This is a genomic window from Pseudomonas sp. 3296, from assembly GCF_031456615.1.
GTDB classification, from domain to species: domain Bacteria; phylum Pseudomonadota; class Gammaproteobacteria; order Pseudomonadales; family Pseudomonadaceae; genus Aquipseudomonas; species Aquipseudomonas mucoides.
In genome coordinates this window covers 156,633-179,461 of the sequence record NZ_JAVDUY010000004.1, presented here as the reverse complement: position 1 = coordinate 179,461, position 22,829 = coordinate 156,633, and the positions used below count along the sequence as shown (strand labels likewise).

Annotated in this window: 22 protein-coding genes; 6 read left to right on the top strand and 16 right to left on the bottom strand. The window is 58.0% G+C overall.

The genetic code is table 11. The features are described from left to right. Positions 1-17: 17 nt before the first annotated feature. The 3 genes from nhaB to J2X66_RS12130 form a co-directional block, all read right to left on the bottom strand. Entirely contained in the window at positions 18-1,520 is a 1,503-nt protein-coding gene (gene nhaB / locus J2X66_RS12140) for a sodium/proton antiporter NhaB (RefSeq protein WP_310264489.1), read from the bottom strand. Between the two features lie 76 nt (positions 1,521-1,596). Beyond that, the gene (locus J2X66_RS12135; RefSeq protein WP_310264487.1) at positions 1,597-2,886 is read right to left on the bottom strand and encodes a hypothetical protein; all 1,290 of its coding nucleotides are present in this window, start codon (positions 2,884-2,886) and stop codon (positions 1,597-1,599) included. A 272-nt stretch (positions 2,887-3,158) separates the two neighbouring features. Further along, positions 3,159-3,425 carry a hypothetical protein gene (locus tag J2X66_RS12130; RefSeq protein ID WP_310264485.1) on the bottom strand — a complete coding sequence of 89 codons (267 nt, stop codon included), beginning with the start codon at positions 3,423-3,425 and terminating at the stop codon, positions 3,159-3,161. A 342-nt stretch (positions 3,426-3,767) separates the two neighbouring features. Between J2X66_RS12130 and J2X66_RS12125 the strand changes: the two genes are divergently transcribed. Continuing rightward, positions 3,768-5,093: a sigma-54 dependent transcriptional regulator gene (locus J2X66_RS12125; RefSeq protein ID WP_310264482.1), complete on the top strand. Its 1,326-nt coding sequence runs from the start codon at positions 3,768-3,770 to the stop codon at positions 5,091-5,093. Between the two features lie 66 nt (positions 5,094-5,159). On the opposite strand, the gene J2X66_RS12120 is transcribed toward J2X66_RS12125, so the two are convergent. From J2X66_RS12120 to J2X66_RS12080, 9 genes are all read right to left on the bottom strand, one after another. Next, positions 5,160-6,473 (bottom strand): hypothetical protein, encoded by a 1,314-nt coding sequence (locus J2X66_RS12120; protein ID WP_310264480.1) that lies wholly within the window; start codon positions 6,471-6,473, stop codon positions 5,160-5,162. A gap of 45 nt (positions 6,474-6,518) precedes the next feature. Next, positions 6,519-7,262 carry a hypothetical protein gene (locus J2X66_RS12115; RefSeq protein WP_310264478.1) on the bottom strand — a complete coding sequence of 248 codons (744 nt, stop codon included), beginning with the start codon at positions 7,260-7,262 and terminating at the stop codon, positions 6,519-6,521. A 44-nt stretch (positions 7,263-7,306) separates the two neighbouring features. Continuing rightward, positions 7,307-7,987, bottom strand: coding sequence for a C39 family peptidase (locus tag J2X66_RS12110; RefSeq protein ID WP_310264475.1), 681 nt, complete (start codon positions 7,985-7,987; stop codon positions 7,307-7,309). A gap of 63 nt (positions 7,988-8,050) precedes the next feature. Then, positions 8,051-9,073 (bottom strand): heme utilization protein, encoded by a 1,023-nt coding sequence (locus J2X66_RS12105; protein ID WP_310264472.1) that lies wholly within the window; start codon positions 9,071-9,073, stop codon positions 8,051-8,053. Positions 9,074-9,136: 63 nt separating this feature from the next. Then, positions 9,137-9,715, bottom strand: coding sequence for an adhesin (locus tag J2X66_RS12100; RefSeq protein ID WP_310264470.1), 579 nt, complete (start codon positions 9,713-9,715; stop codon positions 9,137-9,139). A gap of 1 nt (position 9,716) precedes the next feature. Continuing rightward, complete coding sequence (locus J2X66_RS12095) at positions 9,717-10,172, bottom strand: hypothetical protein (RefSeq protein WP_310264468.1); 456 nt, start codon at positions 10,170-10,172, stop codon at positions 9,717-9,719. A 356-nt stretch (positions 10,173-10,528) separates the two neighbouring features. Then, the gene (locus J2X66_RS12090; RefSeq protein ID WP_310265257.1) at positions 10,529-11,053 is read right to left on the bottom strand and encodes an AAA family ATPase; all 525 of its coding nucleotides are present in this window, start codon (positions 11,051-11,053) and stop codon (positions 10,529-10,531) included. Next, complete coding sequence (pnuC, locus tag J2X66_RS12085; RefSeq protein WP_310264465.1) at positions 11,050-11,613, bottom strand: nicotinamide riboside transporter PnuC; 564 nt, start codon at positions 11,611-11,613, stop codon at positions 11,050-11,052. The genes J2X66_RS12090 and pnuC overlap by 4 nt, the downstream gene beginning before the upstream one ends. 247 nt (positions 11,614-11,860) lie before the next feature. Next, on the bottom strand, positions 11,861-13,495 hold the full coding sequence (locus tag J2X66_RS12080; RefSeq protein ID WP_310264463.1) for a methyl-accepting chemotaxis protein: 1,635 nt from the start codon (positions 13,493-13,495) through the stop codon (positions 11,861-11,863). Positions 13,496-13,788: 293 nt separating this feature from the next. Between J2X66_RS12080 and J2X66_RS12075 the strand changes: the two genes are divergently transcribed. Beyond that, positions 13,789-14,619 carry an undecaprenyl-diphosphate phosphatase gene (locus tag J2X66_RS12075; protein WP_310264460.1) on the top strand — a complete coding sequence of 277 codons (831 nt, stop codon included), beginning with the start codon at positions 13,789-13,791 and terminating at the stop codon, positions 14,617-14,619. After that, positions 14,616-15,047 (top strand): DUF1294 domain-containing protein, encoded by a 432-nt coding sequence (locus J2X66_RS12070; protein ID WP_310264457.1) that lies wholly within the window; start codon positions 14,616-14,618, stop codon positions 15,045-15,047. The genes J2X66_RS12075 and J2X66_RS12070 overlap by 4 nt, the downstream gene beginning before the upstream one ends. On the opposite strand, the gene J2X66_RS12065 is transcribed toward J2X66_RS12070, so the two are convergent. Together J2X66_RS12065 and J2X66_RS12060 are read right to left on the bottom strand one after the other, a co-directional pair. Continuing rightward, positions 15,044-15,403 (bottom strand): MmcQ/YjbR family DNA-binding protein, encoded by a 360-nt coding sequence (locus J2X66_RS12065; protein WP_310264455.1) that lies wholly within the window; start codon positions 15,401-15,403, stop codon positions 15,044-15,046. The genes J2X66_RS12070 and J2X66_RS12065 overlap by 4 nt on opposite strands. Continuing rightward, a complete protein-coding gene (locus J2X66_RS12060; RefSeq protein WP_310264452.1) occupies positions 15,400-16,308 on the bottom strand; it encodes a LysR substrate-binding domain-containing protein in 909 nt (302 codons plus the stop codon). The genes J2X66_RS12065 and J2X66_RS12060 overlap by 4 nt, the downstream gene beginning before the upstream one ends. Positions 16,309-16,437: 129 nt before the next feature. Here J2X66_RS12060 and J2X66_RS12055 point away from each other — a divergent pair, with 129 nt between their 5' ends. Continuing rightward, on the top strand, positions 16,438-17,049 hold the full coding sequence (locus tag J2X66_RS12055; RefSeq protein WP_007949372.1) for an FMN-dependent NADH-azoreductase: 612 nt from the start codon (positions 16,438-16,440) through the stop codon (positions 17,047-17,049). 259 nt (positions 17,050-17,308) lie between these two features. Then, complete coding sequence (locus tag J2X66_RS12050) at positions 17,309-18,346, top strand: dienelactone hydrolase (protein ID WP_310264444.1); 1,038 nt, start codon at positions 17,309-17,311, stop codon at positions 18,344-18,346. A 56-nt stretch (positions 18,347-18,402) separates the two neighbouring features. Here J2X66_RS12050 and J2X66_RS12045 read toward each other — a convergent pair whose 3' ends face one another. Both J2X66_RS12045 and J2X66_RS12040 read right to left on the bottom strand, forming a co-directional pair. After that, positions 18,403-19,590, bottom strand: coding sequence for an MFS transporter (locus tag J2X66_RS12045; protein WP_310264441.1), 1,188 nt, complete (start codon positions 19,588-19,590; stop codon positions 18,403-18,405). A gap of 202 nt (positions 19,591-19,792) precedes the next feature. Next, positions 19,793-21,382, bottom strand: a complete 1,590-nt coding sequence (locus J2X66_RS12040; protein WP_310264438.1) for an ABC-F family ATPase — start codon at positions 21,380-21,382, stop codon at positions 19,793-19,795. Between the two features lie 494 nt (positions 21,383-21,876). On the opposite strand from J2X66_RS12040, the gene lpxO reads away from it, so the two are divergent. After that, complete coding sequence (lpxO, locus tag J2X66_RS12035; RefSeq protein ID WP_310264436.1) at positions 21,877-22,776, top strand: lipid A hydroxylase LpxO; 900 nt, start codon at positions 21,877-21,879, stop codon at positions 22,774-22,776. Positions 22,777-22,829: the final 53 nt, after the last annotated feature.

Sequence of the window (22,829 nt, the reverse complement as noted above, 5' to 3'; positions counted from 1 at the left end):
GCAGTTTCTGGTCAGGGTTACAGCCAGTAGCTGACCGCATACCAGCCCAACACACCCATCACCACCGTGTAGGGCAACGCCATCCACACCATCCGCCCATACGACAAGCGAATCAGCGGCGCAATCGCTGAGGTCAGCAGAAACAGAAATGCTGCCTGGCCATTGGGTGTCGCCACGCTGGGCAGGTTCGTCCCGGTGTTGATCGCAATGGCCAGCGTCTCGAAGTGCTCGCGGGACATATGACCGGCAACGAACGCCCGTTTCACTTCCGTGATGTAAATGGTCGCCACAAACACGTTGTCGCTGATAGCCGACAGCAAGCCGTTGGCGATATACAACATGCCCGGTTGCTGGTCGGCCGGCAGCGCCAGGACCCAGTGGATCAGCGGCGTAAACAGTTGCTGATCATGAATCACCGCCACCACCGCAAAAAACACCACCAGCAACGCGGTGAACGGCATGGCGTCCTTGAACGCATTACCGATCCGGTGCTCGTCGGTGATGCCTGTGAATGCAGTGATCAAGATGATCACCATCAACCCGATCAGGCCGACTTCCGCGATGTGAAACGCCAGCCCCGCAATCAGAATCAACGCCGCGGCGCCCTGGACCAATAAGGCGGCGCGCTGGCGAGAGGTACGTTCGGCGTTGTCTTCGGCGGCATAGTTGGCCAGCACGGTGCGCACGTTGTCCGGCAGGAGAGTGCCGTAACCGAACCAGCGCAGTTTCTCCAGCAGCACACAGGTCACCAGGCCTGCCACCAGTACTGGCAGCGAAACCGGGGCCACTTTCAAAAAGAATTCGGCGAAGTGCCAGCCCATCTCATGGCCGATCAGCAGGTTCTGCGGCTCACCCACTAACGTGCACACACCGCCCAACGCCGTGCCCACGGCACCGTGCATCAACAGACTGCGCAGGAAGGCGCGGAACTGTTCGAGGTCTTCATGGTGGAGTTGCGGCAGGTGCTGGTCATCGCTGAACTCGCTGTCCTGGCGGGGATCATTGCCCGAGGCGACGCGGTGATACACCGAATAAAACCCCACGGCGGCACTGATAATCACCGCCGTCACGGTCAAGGCATCCAGGAATGCCGACAGGAATGCCGAGAGGAAGCAGAACATCAACGCCAGCAGCGCCTTGGAGCGAACCCCCAGCAACAAGCGCGAAAACAGGAACAGCAGCAGGTCTTTCATGAAGTAGATACCGGCCACCATGAACATCAGCAGCAGGATCACCGGAAAGTTGTGCACCAGTTCGTCATACAGTGCCTGTGGTGTGGTCATTTTCAGCAGCAGGGCTTCGATCAGCAGCAGCCCGCCGGGCATCAGTGGATAGCACTTGAGCGCCATGGCCAGGGTGAAGATGAATTCCAGCACCAGCAACCAACCGGCCACGACCGGACCTACGGTCCAGAGCACCAGTGCGTTGAGAATCAGGAAGCCGAGAATGCTCGCCTTGTACCAGCGAGGTGAGTGGCCGAGAAAGTTATGCGCGAACGCCTGGGCCATTGAACCGGACATCGGCTACTCCTTGTATTAAGAAGCGCGCAACTTGCCGTAACAAGATGGGAATATCAAGTGTGGGACAGCAGGATGTCTAGCCGAGATAGCGCACTACAACAGCCTTGTAGTTGCCATCCAGCGAATAACCACCAATGACGATTCTTCCGTCAGCCTGCACGGCAACCGACGTCGCGGTGTCGAGGCTGCGCCCCAGGCGCGTGCGAACCCAGCAGGTGCCTTCGGCAAAACCTGGATCCAGCTGTCCTCCAGGTAGGTACCGGGCCAAAAGGAAATCGGCTTCAATCCCGCCGATCGTGGCGCCCACCGCCAACACGCGGCCGTCATGCTGGCTGCAAGCGCCTGTCCATTGGCAGCCGCTGCGGCCGACTTTCAGCAGCTGTGGCTGACCGCCGTTGCAATGGGCGTCCGGGCGGCCGTTGCTGTGTATTTTGAAAGCGAGGCAATGCATGGGGTCGCGACTGCTGCCGAAACACAGCAAGTCACCATTGTCCTGCTCGATGATCTGGCTGAACTGAGCGCCGCGTTCCTCGGCCTTGAACGTCATAAAACCATCCACGGCGAACGTGTCATCCAGGCGGCCATCGGGGAGGTAACGGGCGAGCAAGCCTTCTTCGGGAAAATTGATCGATCCACCCACCATGATCCGGCCGTCGCGTTGCACCATCAGGCTGCGGACCCAGGAGTTCATCAGCAGATGCCGGACGATGACGAAGCCGCGGCCGTTGAAGGACGTGTCCAGTTCACCCTGGCGGGTGAGTCGTATCAGCAGGCCGACGTGATCGGCCAGTTCAAAATGATGGTTGGCCAGCAGCAGAATCCGGCCATCTGCCTGGACCTGGACGTCGCAGGCTTCGGCCCCGGGAACACCCGGGGGAAGCCAGAGGTCGCGCATGCCCTGGGACAGGTTTCCCGGCAGGCGTACGACACAGCGTCCGTTGTCACCAAAATGTTCCACCGGGTGGCCTTGCGAATCGAACAACGCTAGCGCTGGCAGCGTTCGCTGAGCATTTTCATAATGCAGGCCGGCCACCAGGAGGTGTCCATTGGCGAGGACGTGGACTTTGCCCGCCATGGCCTCATGACCACGCAGGAACTGCCCGATAACGCTGCCGTTTGAGCCGAATGCCAGGTCTGCCGAGCCGTCTTCCAGTAACCGGGCCAGACCAAAGCAATTGCCATCTCGCATGCCAACTGTGGCCGCCACCAGCACGCGACCGTTCGGGTCAATCTCCACGCTGTTGGCGATGCTTGAGGTACTGCCCGCGAAATACACTTGGGTTTTGCCACTGGCGGCGAAACTTTTATCGAGGTCGCCAGCAATGGCCCGCGATGCAGGTAGGGCAAATGCAGTCTGGTGTGGCATGCGCGCATCTCCTTGCGAGCTGACCGAAACCCGGAAACGGGAGGGCAACTGCCTGCGAAACATTCAATCCCTGAATGAGCGATCGCACAACTGTCATAACTAACAAGCGGAGGGTCACTGTGTGCCAGAACAGTGTCTTTTCGAACCACTGACAAGCCGACCCAGTAATACGAGGTGGGTAAGTTGAAGTTTCAAATGTGCTGCTACTGTCGAAAACAGCCAAACAAAAGTGGGGTGCGGGCGGATTACCTGGAAGTAATCCGCAAATGCCCTTAATGCGGCATGGACCACGATTGCAGTTTATAACCTTCCTGACTCAGTTCGGCACGGGCTTGCTGCAGCAGATGTTCGAGTTGTGCAGGATCGGAATAGGCGCTGCAGGGGATCTGGGTGCGGCCGATATGGGTTTTGGTGCGGTCGATGACGGTGATGCAGAGTTCGCCGTTGCCATCTTGTTGAGCCCAGGCGACGCATTGGAAAGGTTGGAATGCGCGGTCGGCAATCAAAAGAGCTTCGTTGATACGGAGCGGGGCGGTCATGGGATCTTCTCTCTGTATGCCCAATCAAGTGATGTGCCGTCGGTTGGGCTTACCGTTCGGCTGGTTACTTGTACTGATGCCCGCAATAGGGGGTCAGGTCACACCCAAACAAAAGAAATTTCAACTTTCTTTCATACACTCAATAGCAGGACTTCTTTTGAAAGCTGAATGAAAGGTTCAACTCGTTAGGTAACTAACCAAGTCGGGCTTATAACTTATTCAGTGGATGCTCTATAGTCAATCGATACAAGGCTGTGTCAAATTCTTGCTAATGTTACAGCCAGGTCCGCCAAATGACTGTTTTTCCTAATATTTCCTAATATTTGGCGCCAAGGAACAGTCATGATCGAAACGCCCGCGTTACGACGTCTGTTAGTAGTAGACCCCTGTGACGACTGCCATCGTCTGTTGCCAGGTTTGCGCTCTGTGGGTTGGGATGTTGATAGCTGTTCTCTGGAAAACGCCGCTGATCGAACCTGCGACGTTGGCCTGTTGCGATTGCAACCCTTTCATCTGGAACGCCCGGAAGCCGTCAAAGAGCTGATCAGTCGCAGCGGCACCGAGTGGATTGCCGTGCTCAATCAGGAAGTCCTGCGTTTGCAGAATGTCGGGGACTTCGTTTGCGAGTGGTTTTTCGATTTTCATACTTTGCCGTTTGACGTCTCCCGCGTTCAGGTCACCCTGGGGCGGGCCTTTGGTATGGCGCGCCTGCGTGGCCAGGGCACGATTCACATCGATCAGCCTGAGCACGAATTACTGGGCGACAGCAAACCGATCCGCGAACTGCGCAAGTTGTTGAGTAAACTGGCGCCCACCGAATCTCCGGTGTTGATCCGTGGTGAAAGCGGCACTGGCAAAGAGCTGGTCGCCCGCACCCTGCACCGACAATCCCAGCGCCACAGCAAACCTTTTGTGGCGATCAATTGCGGCGCGATTCCCGAACACCTGATTCAGTCCGAGTTGTTTGGCCATGAGAAGGGCGCCTTCACCGGCGCCCATCAACGCAAGGTCGGGCGGATCGAAGCGGCGAACGGCGGCACGTTGTTCCTCGATGAAATCGGCGATTTGCCGCTGGAACTGCAAGCCAATCTGTTGCGCTTCCTACAGGAAAAGCACATTGAGCGCGTCGGCGGCAGTCAGCCGATTCCGGTGGATGTGCGGGTATTGGCGGCGACACACGTCGACCTGGAAGCCGCCATCGAGAAGAAACGCTTCCGTGAAGATTTGTACTACCGCCTGAACGTCCTTCAGGTAGTGACCGCGCCGCTGCGTGAACGCCACGGCGACCTGTCGATGCTGGCCAACCACTTTTCCCACTTCTACAGCCACGAAACGGGCCGCCGGCCGCGCAGCTTCAGCGAGGACGCGCTGATTGCCATGGGCAAGCATGACTGGCCGGGCAATGTCCGAGAATTGGCTAACAGGGTACGTCGCGGGTTGGTATTGGCCGAAGGGCGGCAAATCGAAGCGCGCGACCTCGGGCTGATCAGCCAGCAAGCCTTCGCCACGCCCATGGGCACGCTCGAAGACTACAAGACGCGGGCTGAACGCCAGGCACTGTGCGACGTGTTGAATCGGCATAGTGACAACCTCAGTGTCGCCGCCAGAGTGTTGGGGGTTTCACGTCCGACGTTTTACCGATTGCTGCACAAGCACCAGATCCGCTAGGGCGGTGTAACGAAAAGGCCCGCTGCGACTTGCATCGCAGCGGGCCTTTTCCATTCCTCGTCAGGGTTAGAAGTAATAAGGGAATTTCAGGCTGAACTGGAAGTCCGGAGCATCGTCTGTCATGCCCATGGACAGGTTCGGTACGATGGTGAGGTTGTCGGTGGCCGCAATGGTCATGCCGATGTTGAAGTAACCGGCGTTTGCATCGCTGGCGACCACGGATTCCCAGTCCCCGCCATCCTGTTTCAGCTTGCTTCTGCGTTGCACCAGGTCAGACACCGAGAACGACATACTCATCTTTTCGTTCAGGGCGAACGCAATACCTGCGCCGATCTGGAAGCTGTCGCCGATTTGTACCTTGCCCGGGGTTTTCTGGTTGACCGTCGCGCTGATGTCGTCGAAGGATTCTTCGAAGTTGTGCGTGTAAGACAAGCTACCGAACAGCACCGCCGGGTCAAAGGTTTTGACCAGCGAAATGCCCGGGGTGACGGACCATACGCCGTTACCGGTCGGTAGGGTGTCAGGCACGAACAGGTTGGAGTTGGCGTCGGTCTGACGCAGTTTGATCCCGAACGGGTCCTTGCCTGTAGGCGCCTTGACCCGCAAGGTGACCACGGCATCCGGGGTGTTCACCGATTCGTCGAGGAACTTGTAGGCAATCCCGAAGTTCACGTCGCCAATGGTCGGGTCTCGGGTGACGGTATCTTCCGTCGTGACGTTGGCCGCGCCCTGATTGCCGCCGCCCGACTGATACGTCGACTCGCGATAAATCACGGGCACGTTCAGGTCGAATTGCCAGCGGTTGTCGAAGTTATAGCGGCCGGTAAGATCGAGCGTCCAGGTATCGGCCTTGATCCGGTCGAGGTTGATGTTGCCAAGGAAGATCGAGTCCAGTGCGAGAAATCCGTTGAGGATCAGTTGGCGGGTGTCGTATCGGGAGTACGTGATCCCGGTTTCGACGCTGAATTTTCCGCCGCCGAAGAATCCGCTGGCTTCGTCATACAGGTTGGAAACGCTCTGTGCCGGTTGTGAGTCATCAGCCAGCGATTGGCCGTAAGAACTGCCGCTGCCCCCTGCGGCTCCCCCCGATGCTGCTGCGGCGCCAGTCCCTGAGGCTACCGCGGTCCCCGCGTTCCCTCTCATGTCGGCTGGCGATTTGGCCAGTCGTTTTGGTGGGGGCGCTGCGGGTTGGTCCTCTACCTGGCGGACCCGTTGTTCGAGTACCGCCAAGGCTTTTTGTTGTACTTCGTATCGTTGCTTTAACTCCAGAAGTTCCTGTTTCAGGGCCTCTACATCGGCGTTGGGTGCTGCTTGCAACATTGCCGCCGGAAACAGAGTGCTCAAACAAACTACTGCACGCAGTGATACTGATCGATACATGAATTAGCCGTCCCTTAAAGCCCAATGATCGAGAGTCAGCGTAGTTCAATATCCTAAGGTGCGCAGGGCGTTAAGTTGGGTCAGGTTGCAGTCCAATGCGCCAGCACTCGGGCCATTATTATTGAGCACCACGTTGAGTTGTGTGAGGTTATTGACCATGTTGCTGTTGCCCAGCAATCGGGTGTTCTGCAGCAATCCGCCCTGAGCGACTTGTTGCAGTGCAGTGCCTTGGTTGCCGCTGGCCTGAATAGCCATTTGTATGCCACCCCCGGTGGCTGACACGGCGACACTGCCGGCGGCGTTGCTGCCGGTGATGGTTTGTCCGGCCATCAGGGCTTGTCCTTGACCCGGCACAAGCGCCGGAGCCTGGTTGGCTTCCTTCACGTCGATCGAGACGTTGTTGTAGGCGGTATTGCCGTCACCGGCGGCTCGAACGCTTTGGGTAACGCCTTGGCTGGTCGCCAGGCCTGCTCCACCAATCACACTGCCGGCGCCTTGGTCAGGCGTAGTGCCATTGCCGTCGATCTTGATGGTTGATACGTAGAATTCGGGTTTGATCGTTGCTGCCTGGATTTGCATGGACGTCGCGGCCCCGATGACGTCACCACTGGCATTGCGCCAGGTACTGCTCATGACCACGCCGAAGCTGATAATCCGGCCCGGCATCACATAGCGGCCGCGCAACTGCGCGAGTTCCTGATCCTTGATTTCGATGGGTTTGAATCCATTGGCATAGCCTGATGCGCTCGCTGCCAGACAGGCAACGGCCAGCCAGTATGAACTTTTCATCTGCTGCTCCCGGAGCATCCTGCCCCAATATCATCTTTTGGCGATTAAAAGAAGTCGCTCTGTATGAAACCAAAATCCATCAATTCAGCATCTTTGACAGGGTTGAAGGTATCCAGCTTGTTCTTGGCCGTCAGGGGTACCGGTGGACTGCGCAATGCATTGGTTTTGTCGTAACCGGGACCTACGATAGCGAAGACAATGCCGTTCCAGCCTTTGACAAAGTCGTCGTGGGAGTAGCGTTTGTGCCCAAGCACCGGGTCACCGATGTAAACCCATTGCTTGTCCGCACGCTGCAACACCACGAAGTGCTTGTAGCCGCGAATTTCCATCAGTACCACCACCGGAATCGTTACAGCATCCAGCTTTTCAGGTGGGATCTTGTAGCCCCTGGCGCGCATGCCGATGCTTTCTATGTAGCGCTTCATGTCCAGCATGGAGAAACCTTGAGTACGAACAAGGTTCTGGTCAGCGTTGACCAGCATGCCTTTGATGATGTGCTCTTCATCGACGTCGAGCCAATAAGCCTGGCGTAACACCGTCGCCAGTGCGGCTGCACCGCAACTGAAGTCGGTTTTCTGTTCGACGATGTCGGCAAACTTGCGCTCACGCAAACTCTGCACCTGCTTATAGACCAGCACGCCGCCAGGCAGGGCGGCAACCGGCATCTGTGCGGCCTGAGTCAGGCCAGACAGGCAGAGAAGGGCGAAAAGGGCAGTCTTACGCATGATCGATACGCCATATCGGACTGTGGAAAAGCCCCGTTGCCGGGGCTTTCATTTCGATCGCGATTACAGGCAGGCTTTGCAACCTGCAGCGATGGACAGCGAGTTGCTTTGTTGGTTGCCGTTACCGGCTGATACGTTGGCTCCGCCATTACCGGAGAAGTTGTTCATCGAGTTTTGCATAATGGCAGTGTTGGTTACAGGGTTTTTCCAGCCATCTGGAGTCATCACTTGTTGAGTGGTTACGCCAGCCAGACCGAAGACGCCAACTGCAACGAAGTCGGAATTGACTTTGCCATCATCATGGCCGCCGCCATGACCACCACCTCTGTTGTCGTTGCCATAGCCACCGTGGCCATGATCATCGTCAGCAGGGGTAGACACCGCTTTGCCCGCTGCTACAAACGCGCCACCAGCAGTGAAAGTGCCTCTGAGGGTGTCGGTTTTATAGGTCTGAGTGCCGTTGTTGGCCACTTGCAGGCCGGTGGAGGTTTGGTTAGCCTCTGCGGCTGCTACGGCTACACGACCACCCGATACAGCAATCGCCAGGTTGTTTTTCTGTTGGTTGAAGTTGCCCGAGGTCACGTTCATCCCGATATTGCCGGAACCATTGTTGCCTGCGTTGGTGAGCGTGGAGGTATTGGTGTTGGAGTAGTTGGCAACGGCGTTGTCGGTGTTGTTTTGAGTGGCACTGGAAGCCGCCACTGCGGAACCGAAAATGAAGCTTTCGTCAGCAGTAGCCAATGCTGCGGCGTTGTCTTGTTGGTTGCCGTCGCCGGCTGCCACGTTAGCGCCCATGTTGCCGTTGGAACCATTGAGTGAGTTGTCGATTGCAGCACCATTTTTGGTGCCTTGGTTCAGCACAGTGTTGCCACTGCTGTCTTGTTCGTCGATCACTGTCGCGCCGGCACCGGCGGTGATTGAGAGCATTTCTTCGAAAGTAGGGTGTTTAGGCTGATGGTTGTTATGCCCATTGCCGTGACCATTGCCATGACCGTGATCATCATCACGACCGCCTGCTTGTGCTGCGATTGCCATCACTGCTGCGAGAGCGAAAACCAGTGGTTTTAAGGCCATTGTAGGTTTCATGGTGTTTCTCCGTGCTTATTAGTTGGTTAAGTGTTGGTACTTTCTAATCGCACTGCGTTTGGGTCAGTCAGCGACCCGGATGCTCAGGGTGTTAGCCATTCGGTTCCCCACCCCGGCACTCTGGTTCACCTGGATAATCCCTCGGCTGCCGGTGAAGGCCTGGTCGCTGGTAACGACCTGGCGACTGCCGGTTTGGGACCCAGTTGCTCCTGAGTTTGGTAGCAACGCCACGTTCTGTTGAGAAAGGGCGCTATCGTCGACGCTCTGCGGTCCAGCACTGATGCTGATCCGCGCAGCGTTGGCCATCTGGTTGTTGGCCCCGGCGCTCTGGTTGACGCCCAGTACACCGTTGCCATTACTGAAAGAGGTGCCGCCGATGGTGGTCGTCGCGTTCATTGACGGATTGGCGGGCGTGTCGATTGACTGGTGGATCTTGGTGCTTGCTCCGGAATTGGTGCCGATAGCGATGGCTCGAACGTTGGCTTGCTGTTGCTGATCGCCGGCCGCCTGGTTGACATTGAAGTTGCCTTTGTATTGGACGCCGGCATCCTGGATGTTGGCGTTGTTCACGGTGGCGACACCGGAATCGGCCATGGCGCTGGTACTGGCAAGCAGGGCGAGAAAGATCAGGCTGCGAGTCATGTCATTGACCTCCGGCCATTCTGGTCAGTGGGGCCAGGCCGGAACTCATGGCCCGATTGATGGTTCCGGAAATCGCGGCACCGCTACCACCACCGTGACCGGCGCTCATCCCAGGCATGCCGTTGGGGTTGGTCACGACGTTGAGGCCTGGCATGCTGCCACCGTTGGTGTTCGGGTTGATGTTGCCGGTGATGGTCGAGCCGCTGGCAATGTTGGCGAAATCACCATCAGTCAACTCGGTGTTGCTCATGGTCGAGGTGATGCGCGCCGATGGGTTGGCATTAACAGTGGTCGGGTAGGGGTCTTTGCCACCAGTGCGGCCGATAGCGATGGGCTGTACATCGCGTTTCAACACAATTACGCCGTTGCCATCAGCCTGGGCATTGAAGCTGAGCACCGAGGTGGTGGCACATCCGATCAGCAGTAGGCAGGTCATGCCTTTATTGAAAGTCCCCACGGCAGCAATTCCTTCTTTTGTGGGCTGGCCCTAGTCAGCGTTGGGAAGGAGAGAGCGAAAGCTGTGCCGCTTTTGAATTATTGTTTCAAATCAAAAGGTTAGGATTTTTTGATAGGTGCGCTATACCTCAGCTGTTTCATCACTGAGACAGGCGCTTCAGGGTTGCGCTGAACAATCGCGACGCAAAGCTCTAGATCAAGGGTTTGCGAGGATGTGTTTCAAGCGCTTAACAAGAGTCATGACAAGATGGTGAAGGGCGCTGAAACGGCCTGTTTGCGGGTAGATGAGTGTTTCAAGAATGGACACTCTTGCCCCAAAACAGGGGAAAATGCTGGGGAAATCGACCCAAACCCGGCTCAGGAAACCAGCAGGCGGGTGACCGCGTCAAAGGCCTGCCCCCGGCGGTTTTCCCAGTTTCCCCGCAGGACCTGAAACGGTTGGCGGTGCTGTTCGAGCCACCTGTGAGTTGCCTTGAAAAATTCCAGGCGCTCACTCAGTTCGGGCTGACAGCGCTGGCCGTCATCGGTCCAGTCGACGTGCTCCGGCGATAGCAGCAGGTGAAAATCGTAATGGCGAGCCAATAATGCCGGCTCAAGCCATTCAGGGCAGTCGCCAAACAAGGTCTGGCTCCAGAGGATATTGCTCAGCAAGTGAGTGTCCAGAATCAACAGCCGGGGCTGCCGGGAGCGGGCTTCATCTTCCCATTGCAACTGGCCGCGGGCGATGTCGGAAATATCCCCCAGGCAGGTGTCGCGTGGGTTCTGCTCAATGAACCAGCGCACGTATTCATCAACCCGCACACCGCCGAAATGCCCTTGCAACTCGGCCGCCAGCCAGCTCTTGCCACTGGATTCGGGCCCCGTCAGCACCAGCACCTTCATGCGCGCAATGCCGGGTCGGCGCGCCATTCACGCCAGCCTTGCACGGCCAGCAGCAGGAACAGTGCATAGAGGGCAGAGGTGAGGTACATGCCTTTATAGATGAACAGTCCGACGAAAATCACATCGACGGCGATCCACAGCGGCCAACATTGCACGCGCTTTTGCGCCATCCACATTTGCGCGACCAGGCTGAACCCCGTGAGTGCGGCATCGAGCCATGGCTGGGCGGCATCGGTCCAGTGCGCCATGGCGGCGCCCAACAGCAGGCTGCCGAGCGCGCCGACCGCGAGGCCCGAAGCGACTGATTTCGAGTCAAGCCGGCTGATCTGCCGACCGGTATTCGCTTCGCCTGCACGGGTCCATTGCCACCAGCCATAGAGTTGCAGTGCGGCGTAGATCACTTGCAGGAGCATGTCCGAATACAGCTTCACCTCAAAAAAGATCCAGCTATACAGCAGCACCATGACCAGACCGATCGGCCAGCACCAGGGGTTCTGTTTGACCGTCAACCAGACGGCGATCACACCGAGGGCGGCGGCAAACAGTTCAAGCCCGGACATGGAGGTTCCTTGGGGAAAGCGAAGTGGGGGGAGGATTGTACCTAGGCAGTAGGGAAGGTCCATAGCGACACAGGACCAAAATCTGAAACGCAACTGTGGCGAGGGAGCTTGCTCCCGCTGGGCTGCGTAGCAGCCCCGAATAAGGCAACCGGGTTTCTACAGGAGAAATTCAGTCAGCTGATTTTGCGACTGCTAGGCAGCCGAGCGGGAGCAAGCTCCCTCGCCACAGGGTTTATCGTGTGTGCTGTTACACACGAAATTGCTTGAGCAAACCGTTCAACTGCTCGCTCAGGTCTTTCAACCGGACACTGGCCACACTCGATTGCTCCGCCGCCAGCGCAGTGCTGTGGGACAACCCTGCAGCCTGGGTGACGTTCTGATTGATGTCTTCCACCACATGGGCCTGCTGCAATGTCGCGCTGGCGATAGACGCGTTCAGCCCGTTGAGGTTGCGTAACGCCTGGCCAATCGCATTCAGGCTCGCACCGGCCAGGCCGGCCTGTTCGATGGTCAGTTGTGAGGCGCGGCTGCTGTCGCCGATGACCTTGACCGCTGCTTCCGAATGGCTTTGCAGGCGTTCGATCATCGACTGGATTTCCGCGGTGGACTTCTGTGTACGCTGGGCCAGCAGGCGCACTTCATCGGCCACCACCGCGAACCCTCGACCCTGCTCACCGGCCCGGGCCGCTTCGATGGCCGCGTTGAGGGCGAGCAGGTTGGTTTGCTCGGCGATGGAGCGGATCACCTCCAGGACGCTGCCGATCTGCGTGCTTTCCGTTGCCAATGTGCGAATCACCTCGACAGCCTGATCGATGGTGCCGGACAGTTTGTCGATCTGTTGCAAGCTGCCGTCAATGTTGACCTGTCCCTGTTGCGCCTGGGATTCGGCATCGCGCATTTCGCTGGCCGCATGCTCGGCGTTCTTGGCCACATCCTGCACGCCATAGGTCACTTCATTAATCGCCGTGGCCACCAGTTCCATCTGCTGGGACTGCTGCTGGCTGCGTTGCTGAGCCTGAGCGGCGTCATTGCCCAATTCTCTGGACGACTGACCCAAGGCACTGGCCGACACCTGTAGTTCGGTGATCACCAGGCGCAGTTTGCTCGTAAACGCGTTGAAGTGTCGCGCCAGTTGCGCCACCTCGTCCTGACCGTGGGTCTCGAGGCTGCGGGTCAGGTCACTTTCACCACTGGCGATGTTGGCCATGGCGTTCACGGTGTCCTGCAACGGACGCACAATGCTGCGCGCAATCAGGATCACCAACAGCGCCATCACCAGCGCGATGACCACGCCGAGGAAAGTGGCTTTCCATACCTGGCCGTTAAATTCGGCCTGCATGTCGTCGATGTACACGCCCGAGCCAATCACCCAGCCCCAAGGCTCGAAGAGTTTGACGTAAGAGGTTTTCTCCACCGGGGTGCTGGCACCCGGTTTCGGCCAGCGGTAGTTGACCATGCCGGCGCCCCTGGCCTTGGCCACGGCGACCATTTCGTTGAATACTGCAAAACCGTCCGGGTCGCGGATGGCCGAGAGGTTCTGGCCGTCCAGCTTGGGGTTGGCCGGGTGCATGATCATCACCGGCGTCAGATCGTTGATCCAGAAATAGTCATTCTGGTCATAGCGCAGGCCGCGAATCGCGGTCAGTGCCTGCTTCTGCGCGGCCTCGCGGGTCAGGGTGCCGGCCGTTTCGAGGTCATGGTAGTAATTCAAAATGCCGCTGGCAGTCTGCACCACGTGCTGGGTTTTCAGCGCCTTGGCCTGATAAAGGTCGTCGTGAATCTGCTTGAGCATCAACATGCCCAACGTCATCAGCATCACCACCGAAACGATCAAGATGAGCCACAAGCGTCGGCTGATCGACACACTGCGCAAGCTGTTCATAACGCGGTTACTCCAGTTTTCTTTTTATTGTCATAAACCATTGCTCGCATCCAACCACGCTTTGCCGCTCGGGCCTATGCGACCCAAGTCCTATTCCGCAGCAGCGTTTTAAAGGCTTGTCTGATAGGATTTCGGCCCCGCGCGCAAAAACCTGAATCACGCTCGATTTTTCACGGAATTTTTACGGTTTCGTCTGGATCCTATGCGCGCGGAACTTCAACTACGCTCAGCGCAATGAACGTTTAAACAAAACTAATGGGGCATGCCTGGGGGCATTGTTTCTTGGGGGATTGATGGATCTTTGGACCGCCTTTCAGGCATTGATACTTGGCGTAGTAGAAGGGCTGACAGAGTTTCTGCCCATTTCCAGTACCGGGCACCAGATCATCGTCGCCGACTTGCTCAACTTTGGTGGCGAACGGGCTATCGCGTTCAACATCATTATCCAGTTGGGTGCAATCCTGGCGGTGGTGTGGGAGTTTCGTCGCAAGATTCTCGATGTGGTCACCGGTTTGCCAACGCAACCGAGCGCGCGTCGCTTCACCGCCAACCTGCTGATCGCCTTCATGCCGGCAGTGGTACTGGGGGTGATTTTCTCCGACCTGATTCACCATTACCTGTTCAACCCGATTACCGTCGCGACGGCGTTGGTGGTGGGCGGTGTGATTATGTTGTGGGCCGAAAAACGCCAACATCAGGTGCATGCCGAAACGGTCGACGAGATTACCTGGCAAGATGCGCTGAAAGTCGGTTTCGCCCAATGCCTGGCCATGATTCCAGGGACATCGCGTTCCGGGTCGACCATCATTGGCGGGTTGCTGTTCGGCCTGTCGCGCAAGACCGCTACCGAATTCTCGTTCTTCCTGGCGATGCCGACCATGGTCGCGGCGGCGGTGTATTCGGGTTTCAAATACCGCCACCTGTTCGTGCCGGCTGATTTTCCGGTGTTCGCGATCGGTTTCGTGACCGCCTTCATCTTTGCGATGATCGCGGTCCGTGGCCTGCTCAAGTTCATCGCCAGCCACAGCTACGCAGCATTCGCCTGGTACCGCATTGCGTTCGGTCTGGTCATTCTGGCCACTTGGCAGTTCGGCTGGGTCGACTGGTCCGCGGCCAAGCCATGAGTGACGCCGGCAGGCGCCACAACCCCGGACGCGGGTCCGGGGGAGAGCGCATCCAGAATCTGCGGCTCAAACTGCTGGTTTTTGCAGTGCTGTGCGCGTTGCCGCTGTTTGGGGCGGTGTCGCTCTGGCTGCGTGGGGTGTCGCTGATTCCGCTGGCGGCATACGGGATCGTCAGTGTGCTGGCGTTTTTCCTGTACTGGAGCGACAAACGCAAGGCCCGCACCGACGCCTGGCGCACGCCGGAAAACGTCTTGCACGCGGTCGAACTGGCCGGTGGCTGGCCCGGCGCCTTGCTGGCCCAGCAGGTGTTTCGGCACAAGACCCGCAAAGTCTCCTATCAACTGCTGTTCTGGCTGATTGTGTTGCTGCACCAGGTGTTCTGGATCGACCAGATGTTTCTCGGCGCGAACCTGTTGGCTTTGTTTTAAAGCAGCAGTCCCACCTGGGTGCGCTTGGGTAGTTTACTCACCACCAATTGGTGGGACCGTTGCAATAAGCCTTGCAGCTCTTTGGCGCCCAGCGGGTAGGGCGTTTGCATGATGATCCACTGGGCTCTCGCCAGATAGGGAGCCGGGTGGATGCCCGGTCGGTCGCAATGCCCCAGGAACAGGTCCTTGTCGACTTTGAAGGCCAGGGAATCGCCGCGCAGGTTCTGCAACGCGAACATCTTGTTCCCGGCAATCGAAAACACCCGTACACCCCCCCATTTATAATCCTCCCGCGCACCCGGCAGCGCGAGACAGAACTGCGCGACATCCTCTTCGCTCATACGTCCAGCCTTCATATCAAACGGTCCCCACAGGCGTTGAATGTTTCGATCAAATGGTCGAGCCAGGCACGAACCGCCGGCATCACCCCGCGCCGGTGAGGGTAGACCGCTTGCAGCCAGCCGCCAGGCAACGACCAGTCGGGCAACAGTTGCACCAGCGAGCCGTCTTCCAGCTCCGGCTCGCAATACATCATGGGCAGCAAGGTAAAACCCTGGCCGGCGAGGGTGCAGGCCTTGCGCACGATAAAGTCATCAATGCCCAGCCGCGCCTCCATGCTGAGATCGACACTTTTGCCCTGTTGATCCAGCAGGCGGATATGCACCATGCGGTCGGCTTCAAGGGCGCCGAGCACGGGCAGGGTTTTCAGGTCTTCGGGGTGATTGATTTCACGTCCGTGCAAAAACGCCGGGGTGGCGACCATGGCCATTTGTGCCTGGCGCAGGCGTCGGGTCACCAGCAGCGGATCCTCGTCGCCCAGTTCACGCACGCGCAAGGCGACATCGACGCCTTCAGTCACCAGGTCGACCCGGCGATTGAGCAGCATCACTTCCAGTTGCACCTGCGGATACTTCTCAAGAAATCGGGCGATGACCGTCGGCAACATTTCATGCGCGAGGCCGACGGGGCAGGACACTCGCAAGCGCCCACGTGGTTCGCTGGACATGCTGGCCACCGCTTCATCGGCCATTTCCGCTTCCAGCAGCATCGCCTGACAGTGCCGCAGGTAACGCTCGCCCACGGCGGTCAGCTTGAGTTGCCGGGTAGTGCGTTGCAGCAAGCGCGCGCCGAGGCGTTCTTCCAGTTCGGCGATTCGCCGCGACAGGCGCGACTTTGGAATCCCGAGCAAACGCCCGGCAGCCGCGAAACCGCCGGCTTCCACCACCTTGGCGAAATAGTAGAGATCATTGAGGTCTTGCATGACGGCAGTCCGATTGTTCTATCAGTGGGACGAACTATCGCATTGTTGCGGTCTAATCAGCCATTGGTTTCGTCTGTAGGATTCACTCCATCAGATCGCCCCGTGGCGGTCCTCACCTGGAGATCCCACATGAAACTGTTGCATATCGATTCGAGCATTCTTGGTGACAACTCGGCTTCCCGCCTGCTGAGCAGCGAAGTCGTCAAAGCCTGGCAAACCGCTGAACCCAACGCCGTGGTGACCTACCGCGATCTGGCCGCCGATGCCATCAGCCATTTCTCCGCCACGACCCTGGTTGCCGCTGGCACTACCGCCGAACTGCGCAACGCTGCCCAGCAGCACGAAGCCGAGCTGAGTGCCACCACCCTGGCCGAATTCCTCGCCGCCGATGCCGTGGTGATTGCCGCACCGATGTACAACTTCACCATCCCGACCCAACTCAAGGCCTGGATCGATCGTATCGCCGTTGCCGGTCAGACCTTCCGTTACACCGAAGCCGGCCCTGAAGGCCTGTGCGGCGGCAAGAAAGTCGTGATCGTCTCGACTTCCGGTGGCCTGCATGCCGGTCAAGCCACGGGTGTGGCTCACGAAGAGTACTTGAAAGTACTGTTCGGCTTCATCGGCATCACCGACATTGAATTCGTCCGTGCCCATGGCCTGGCTTACGGTGATGAAGTGCGCACCAAAGCCATGAGCGACGCTCAAGCGCAAATCAGCGAGCAATTGTTCGCCGCCGCGTAAGGCTTGCGTAAAAACGCAAAACAGCTCAGGCAACACCCAAAAAAACTCTGTATTCTGGTCACGCAAGTGCCAGATACGGAGTTTTTTGTTTCTGGCTGTTTCTGGCTGTTTCAGGTTGTGGCCCAGGTTATGCAACAGGGGGTTAACGCTCCCGTTCTGCAACGACCTTGGTGGCTGCGATTGCTGGTACAAGGCCGCTGCCTCGATCATCCGAGGAGAACGGGCTTTCCGGTCAAGTAACAAATGGTGGGGCATCCTTATGGTGCGTCTTTGTGCAACGTTACTGTTTTGCCTGCTCAGCAGCCTGAATTCAGTGCACGCCGCGCCTGCGCCGCATCCTCACTGGAGCGTCGGCTTCCATGAGATGAGTTTTCTCGACCCTCTCGATTTGCAACCGATGCACGCCATCGCGTTCTATCCCTCCAGCGAGCGCGAACACACCAGTAAAATCGAGGGCTACACGGTCGAAGCCGGTGAAGATATCCCGGTGGCTATCGGCCGTTTCCCGATGCTGATGCTGTCCCATGGCAACACCGGAACTCCGCTGGCCCTGCATGACCTCGCCACCTCGCTGGCGCGTAAAGGTTTTGTAGTGGTGGCGGTGATCCATCCCGGCGATAACTCCAAAGACCACAGCCGTCTGGGTACGTTGAGCAATCTTTACGGACGCCCGATCCAGATTTCCGAAGCCATTACCGCCACCCTGGGCGATCGCATGCTTGCGCCGTTCGTCAATGCCAATCAGGTCGGGGTAATCGGCTATTCGGCGGGCGGTGAGACGGCGTTGATCCTGTCGGGTGCCACGCCTGATCTGGATCGTCTTCGTCGTTATTGCGAGGAACGCCCGGACGACCGCGATGCTTGCAACACCAAGGGTGAATTGATTGTGGATCGTGACGACCTGCAACCGGTGGCCGACCCGCGTGTGCGTGCCTTGCTGTTGATGGCACCGTTGAGCTTGAAGTTCGGCCGTCACACCCTGTCAGAGGTGCATGTGCCGGTGCTGCTTTATAGTGGCGACGGCGACAAACTGGTCGCATTCGACAAGAACGCCGCTGCGCTCGCGCGTAAGTTGCCAATTGCCCCTGATTTCAAATTGTTGGCGGGAGCCGGGCATTTCGTGTTCATGGCGCCGTGCAACGAAGAGCAGATCGCCGCCATGCCGGCGCTGTGTACCGACGCCGACGGTGTCGACCGCGAAGGCATCCATCGCGACATGATTTCCGAGGCTGGGCGATTCTTCTCTCGCACCCTGGGCATCGCCACCCGCGCAGGCCTGCAAACCGCGGATCAGTGAACACCGCAACCCTTGTAGGAACTGGCGTAGCCTGCTGCTAAAGGATTGCGTGTGGGCTAGGCCATTGCGCGACGTTTGAGTAGCAGGGTCAACGCCAATCCGGTCACCGACAATAGCGCCGCGCTAAAGAAAATCCACGTGTACCCCAGGTTCAACGCCACCGCGCCCATCAGCGGCCCGGCGATGGCCAGTGCCAGATCAAAAAACACCGCATAAGCACTCAAACCCGCGCCGCGACTGGAATTGGGCACCTGTTTGATCGCTTCAACCCCAAGCGCCGGATAGACCAGCGACAAGCCAAAACCGGTCAGGCCCGCGCCGATCAGTGCATAACCCGTCGAAGGCGCCAGCCACAGCAGCACCAGGCCCACGGTTTCAATGCTCATGCAGGCAATGGCCGAGGTGAATCCGCCAAATCGGCTGATGCTGGAGATGAACAACAGTCGCGCCAAAATGAAGCAGACACCGAACACAGTGAGGCAATACGCGGCACCGACCCAACCACGGCTGACGTAGTACAGGGTAATAAAGGTGGTCAACGTGCCATACCCGATGGACGCCAGGCTCAGGCTCGCCCCAAACGGTGCGATGCGCCCAAACACCGCCCAAAAGGGCAGCCGCTCGCCACGAATCACCGGCACTGAGGGTTTGTTGCGGATCAGCAGCAGCGCGGTAAGCGCCAACAGCGACAGCGCGATACCCAGACTGGCGAAACCATACTCGGCGACCATCACTACCCCCAATGGCGCGCCGATGGCGATGGCACCGTAAGAGGCGATGCCGTTCCAGGAGATGGAACGGGCGGTGTGCTCTGCGCCGACCTGGCCCATGCACCAACTGATGGTGCCGACGCCGATCAGTCCCTGGGCGATCCCGAGCAGCAAGCGACCGGCGATCAGGATCAATAGACTCAGCAACGGCATGCTCTGCAGCAACGTCGACATCAGCGTCAACACGCCGCTCAGCACAATCCCCGACAACCCGTAGACAATCGCCCGCTTGGTGCCAATGCTGTCCGACATGCGACCGGCCATCGGCCGGCTGAGCAGGGTGGCCAGGTATTGCGAACCAATGGTCAGCCCCGCGATGATTGCACTGAAGCCCAGTTGCTCATGAACATAGCCTGGCAACACCGCAATCGGCAGGCCGATGCAGAGGAAGGCAATAAAGGTATAAAAAACGATGGAGACGATCTGCAGGGTGATCGCCAGGGAGCTTTGTGGGGGCTGTTGCTGCGCAGACATGTCGGCTCGTTCGCTCGCGGCGGTAGGAGAACTGCATCATGGCGTGGGCTGGGAGTAAAAGGAAGCAGGCTAACTATATTCTCCACGCCGATCATTCCCACGCTCTGCGTGGCGATCACCAGTTGGTCATGAAATGCAAAAAGCCCCGTCACCAGGACAGGGCTTTTACTTGCAGCTTGCAGCTTGAAACCAACCGCTGCTCTTAAAACACAACACCCTGACTGCGCAGGTAATCATCATAAGTACCGCTGAAGTCGATCACGCCATTAGGGCTCAACTCGATGATGCGGGTCGCCAACGATGAGACGAACTCACGGTCGTGGCTGACGAAGATCAGCGTGCCCGGGTAGTTTTCCAGTGCCAGGTTCAGCGCCTCGATGGATTCCATGTCCAAGTGGTTGGTCGGTTCGTCCATGATCAGCACGTTCGGCTTTTGCAGGATCAGCTTGCCGAACAGCATGCGACCTTGCTCACCACCGGAGATGACCTTGACCGACTTGAGGATCTCGTCGTTGGAGAACAGCATGCGACCGAGGGTGCCGCGAACGATTTGCTCGCCGCCCTGAGTCCACTGGCCCATCCAGTCGAACAGGTTGCAATCGTCTTCGAAGTCGTGGGCATGGTCCTGAGCGTAGTAGCCCAGTTCCGCAGCGTCGGTCCACTTCACCGTACCGGCATCCGGGGTCAGTTCGTTGACCAAGGTGCGCAGCAGGGTGGTTTTACCGATCCCGTTCGGGCCGATGATCGCCACGCGCTCGCCAGCTTCAACCTGGAAGCTGAAGTCCTTGAACAGGGTCTTGCCGTCGAAGCCTTTGGCCATGCGCTCGACGATGACCGCCTGACGGTGCAGCTTCTTGGTTTGTTCGAAACGGATGAACGGGCTCACACGGCTCGAAGGCTTGACCTCGGCCAATTGGATCTTGTCGATCGCCTTGGCACGGGAGGTCGCTTGCTTGGCTTTCGAGGCGTTGGCCGAGAAGCGACTGACGAACGATTGCAGCTCGGAAATCTGCGCCTTCTTCTTGGCGTTGTCCGACAGCAGTTGCTCGCGGGACTGGGTCGCCACGGTCATGTACTCGTCGTAGTTGCCCGGGAACAGACGCAGTTCGCCGTAATCCAGGTCAGCCATGTGGGTGCACACGCTGTTCAGGAAGTGACGGTCGTGAGAGATGATGATCATCAGGCTGGAGCGCTGGGTCAGAATGTTTTCCAGCCAGCGGATGGTGTTGATGTCCAGGTGGTTGGTCGGTTCGTCGAGCAACAGCACTTCAGGATCGGAGAACAGCGCCTGCGCCAGCAATACGCGCAGTTTCCAGCCTGGGGAAACCTCGCTCATCGGGCCAAAGTGCTGCTCGATGCCGATACCCAGGCCCAGCAACAATTCACCGGCACGGGATTCGGCGGTGTAGCCGTCCATTTCGGCGAATTCGGTTTCCAGCTCGGCCACGGCCATGCCGTCTTCTTCGGTCATTTCCGGCAGCGAGTAGATGCGATCGCGCTCGGCCTTGACCTTCCACAGCTCTTCGTGACCCATGATCACAGTATCGATCACGGTGAATTCTTCGTAGGCGAACTGGTCCTGGCGCAATTTACCCAGACGCACGTTCGGCTCGAGCATGACCTGGCCGCCGGATGGCTCGAGGTCGCCACCCAGGATTTTCATGAAAGTCGACTTGCCGCAACCGTTGGCGCCGATCAGGCCGTAGCGGTTGCCCGCGCCGAACTTGACCGAAACGTTTTCGAATAGCGGCTTGGCGCCGAACTGCATCGTGATGTTAGCTGTAGAGATCAAAGGTTTTTCCTGCGAAGCATTCAGAGTAGCTAGGGTTGCGGCAGTACCGATTCAGTACCCGTTTCCGGTATTCAAACCACGGGAAATGCATCCCGGTCAGAAGCGGAAGGTCCATCTGGCAATAAGTGGACAGCAGCATATGGAGCGCTTGGCCCGAGTCGAAGTGCGCTGAGACGGGGTTCATTCCCGTCATCAACCAAGGGGGGCGCGTAATGTTTGGCGGCGATTGTACTGGTCTGGCTCTCTAAACGATAGGGCGTTGAGACCGCTTGGGCGCATTGACAGTACCAGCGGACAGATTTTCACAATTGCAAGCTAACTATTTGTTACAGAGAGTGGCTAAAATGCGATTTTTCACCCGATGCCGACAGTCGGCGCAGGCTCAAGGACGCGCTACCGGGTTCGCTGTTTGGTTTTCAGACGCTGCACAAGACCCTTGGCCAATGGGTTGGCCGGGAAGGCAGTTTGTTCACTTCAGACGTGTGACGATTTCTGTGAAACTGATCATCGCTCTTGTTTACATAGTTTCCATTGCGTACGTCCACCTGCGCGGTCGCGTGCGCCACAAACTGGGGCGTCAGTTGAGTGATCACTCTTCGTTTCTGGCACCGCTCAATTGCTTCCTTTATCTGTTCTCGAAAATCCCGCGCAAGCCCTATCTCAATCCCGCGGATTTCCCTGACCTGAGCCCGTTGCAGGCGCAATGGCAAGAAATTCGTGCTGAAGGCCAAAACCTGCTGAAGGCGGGGGAGATCAAGCGCTCCGATCAATACAACGACGTTGGCTTCAACTCGTTCTTCAAGACCGGGTGGAAGCGGTTCTACCTGAAGTGGTACGGCGACAGCCATCCTTCGGCAATGAAACTCTGCCCGCGTACCACGGAGCTGGTCCAGGGCATCGGCTCGATCAAGGCCGCGATGTTCGCTGAACTGCCGCCGGGTTCGAAACTGGTCCGTCACCGTGACCCTTATGCCGGTTCTTACCGTTATCACCTGGGGCTGGAGACGCCGAACGATGCCGGCTGCTACCTCAATGTCGACGGGGAGAAGTACCACTGGCGCGACGGCGAAGCGGTGATGTTCGACGAAACATTCATTCATTACGCCGAAAACACCACGCAGCAGAACCGGATCATTCTGTTCTGTGATGTGGAACGTCCGATGAAGTACCGCTGGGCGGCGGCGTTTAACGGGTGGTTCAGCCGTAACGTGATGTCGGCGGCCGGGGCGCCGAATGACGAGGGTGACAGGACGGGAGGGATTAACCGTTTGTTCACCAAGGTCTACAAGATTCGCTTGCGGGGTAAAGCGCTGAAAAAGCGTAATCGCACGCTTTACTATGCTCAGAAGTGGGCGATCTTTGGCGGGTTGCTGGCGGTGTTCGTACTGATCTGAATGATGTGTAGTGGCGGGTTAAGCCTGCTCGCGATAGGGCCATAACAAACACC

Bases quoted from the DNA above. Each gene is read 5' to 3' on its own strand.
- J2X66_RS12060 (WP_310264452.1), bottom strand. From the start codon at position 16,308: ATGCAAGACCTCAATGATCTCTACTATTTCGCCAAGGTGGTGGAAGCC.
- J2X66_RS12110 (WP_310264475.1), bottom strand. From the start codon at position 7,987: ATGCGTAAGACTGCCCTTTTCGCCCTTCTCTGCCTGTCTGGCCTGACT.
- J2X66_RS12070 (WP_310264457.1), top strand. From the start codon at position 14,616: ATGAGTGACGCCGGCAGGCGCCACAACCCCGGACGCGGGTCCGGGGGA.
- J2X66_RS12115 (WP_310264478.1), bottom strand. From the start codon at position 7,262: ATGAAAAGTTCATACTGGCTGGCCGTTGCCTGTCTGGCAGCGAGCGCA.
- J2X66_RS12075 (WP_310264460.1), top strand. From the start codon at position 13,789: ATGGATCTTTGGACCGCCTTTCAGGCATTGATACTTGGCGTAGTAGAA.
- J2X66_RS12120 (WP_310264480.1), bottom strand. From the start codon at position 6,473: ATGTATCGATCAGTATCACTGCGTGCAGTAGTTTGTTTGAGCACTCTG.
- J2X66_RS12045 (WP_310264441.1), bottom strand. From the start codon at position 19,590: ATGTCTGCGCAGCAACAGCCCCCACAAAGCTCCCTGGCGATCACCCTG.
- pnuC (WP_310264465.1), bottom strand. From the start codon at position 11,613: ATGTCCGGGCTTGAACTGTTTGCCGCCGCCCTCGGTGTGATCGCCGTC.
- J2X66_RS12100 (WP_310264470.1), bottom strand. From the start codon at position 9,715: ATGACTCGCAGCCTGATCTTTCTCGCCCTGCTTGCCAGTACCAGCGCC.
- J2X66_RS12050 (WP_310264444.1), top strand. From the start codon at position 17,309: ATGGTGCGTCTTTGTGCAACGTTACTGTTTTGCCTGCTCAGCAGCCTG.
- J2X66_RS12065 (WP_310264455.1), bottom strand. From the start codon at position 15,403: ATGAAGGCTGGACGTATGAGCGAAGAGGATGTCGCGCAGTTCTGTCTC.
- J2X66_RS12105 (WP_310264472.1), bottom strand. From the start codon at position 9,073: ATGAAACCTACAATGGCCTTAAAACCACTGGTTTTCGCTCTCGCAGCA.
- nhaB (WP_310264489.1), bottom strand. From the start codon at position 1,520: ATGTCCGGTTCAATGGCCCAGGCGTTCGCGCATAACTTTCTCGGCCAC.
- J2X66_RS12135 (WP_310264487.1), bottom strand. From the start codon at position 2,886: ATGCCACACCAGACTGCATTTGCCCTACCTGCATCGCGGGCCATTGCT.
- J2X66_RS12055 (WP_007949372.1), top strand. From the start codon at position 16,438: ATGAAACTGTTGCATATCGATTCGAGCATTCTTGGTGACAACTCGGCT.
- J2X66_RS12080 (WP_310264463.1), bottom strand. From the start codon at position 13,495: ATGAACAGCTTGCGCAGTGTGTCGATCAGCCGACGCTTGTGGCTCATC.
- J2X66_RS12125 (WP_310264482.1), top strand. From the start codon at position 3,768: ATGATCGAAACGCCCGCGTTACGACGTCTGTTAGTAGTAGACCCCTGT.
- J2X66_RS12090 (WP_310265257.1), bottom strand. From the start codon at position 11,053: ATGAAGGTGCTGGTGCTGACGGGGCCCGAATCCAGTGGCAAGAGCTGG.
- J2X66_RS12130 (WP_310264485.1), bottom strand. From the start codon at position 3,425: ATGACCGCCCCGCTCCGTATCAACGAAGCTCTTTTGATTGCCGACCGC.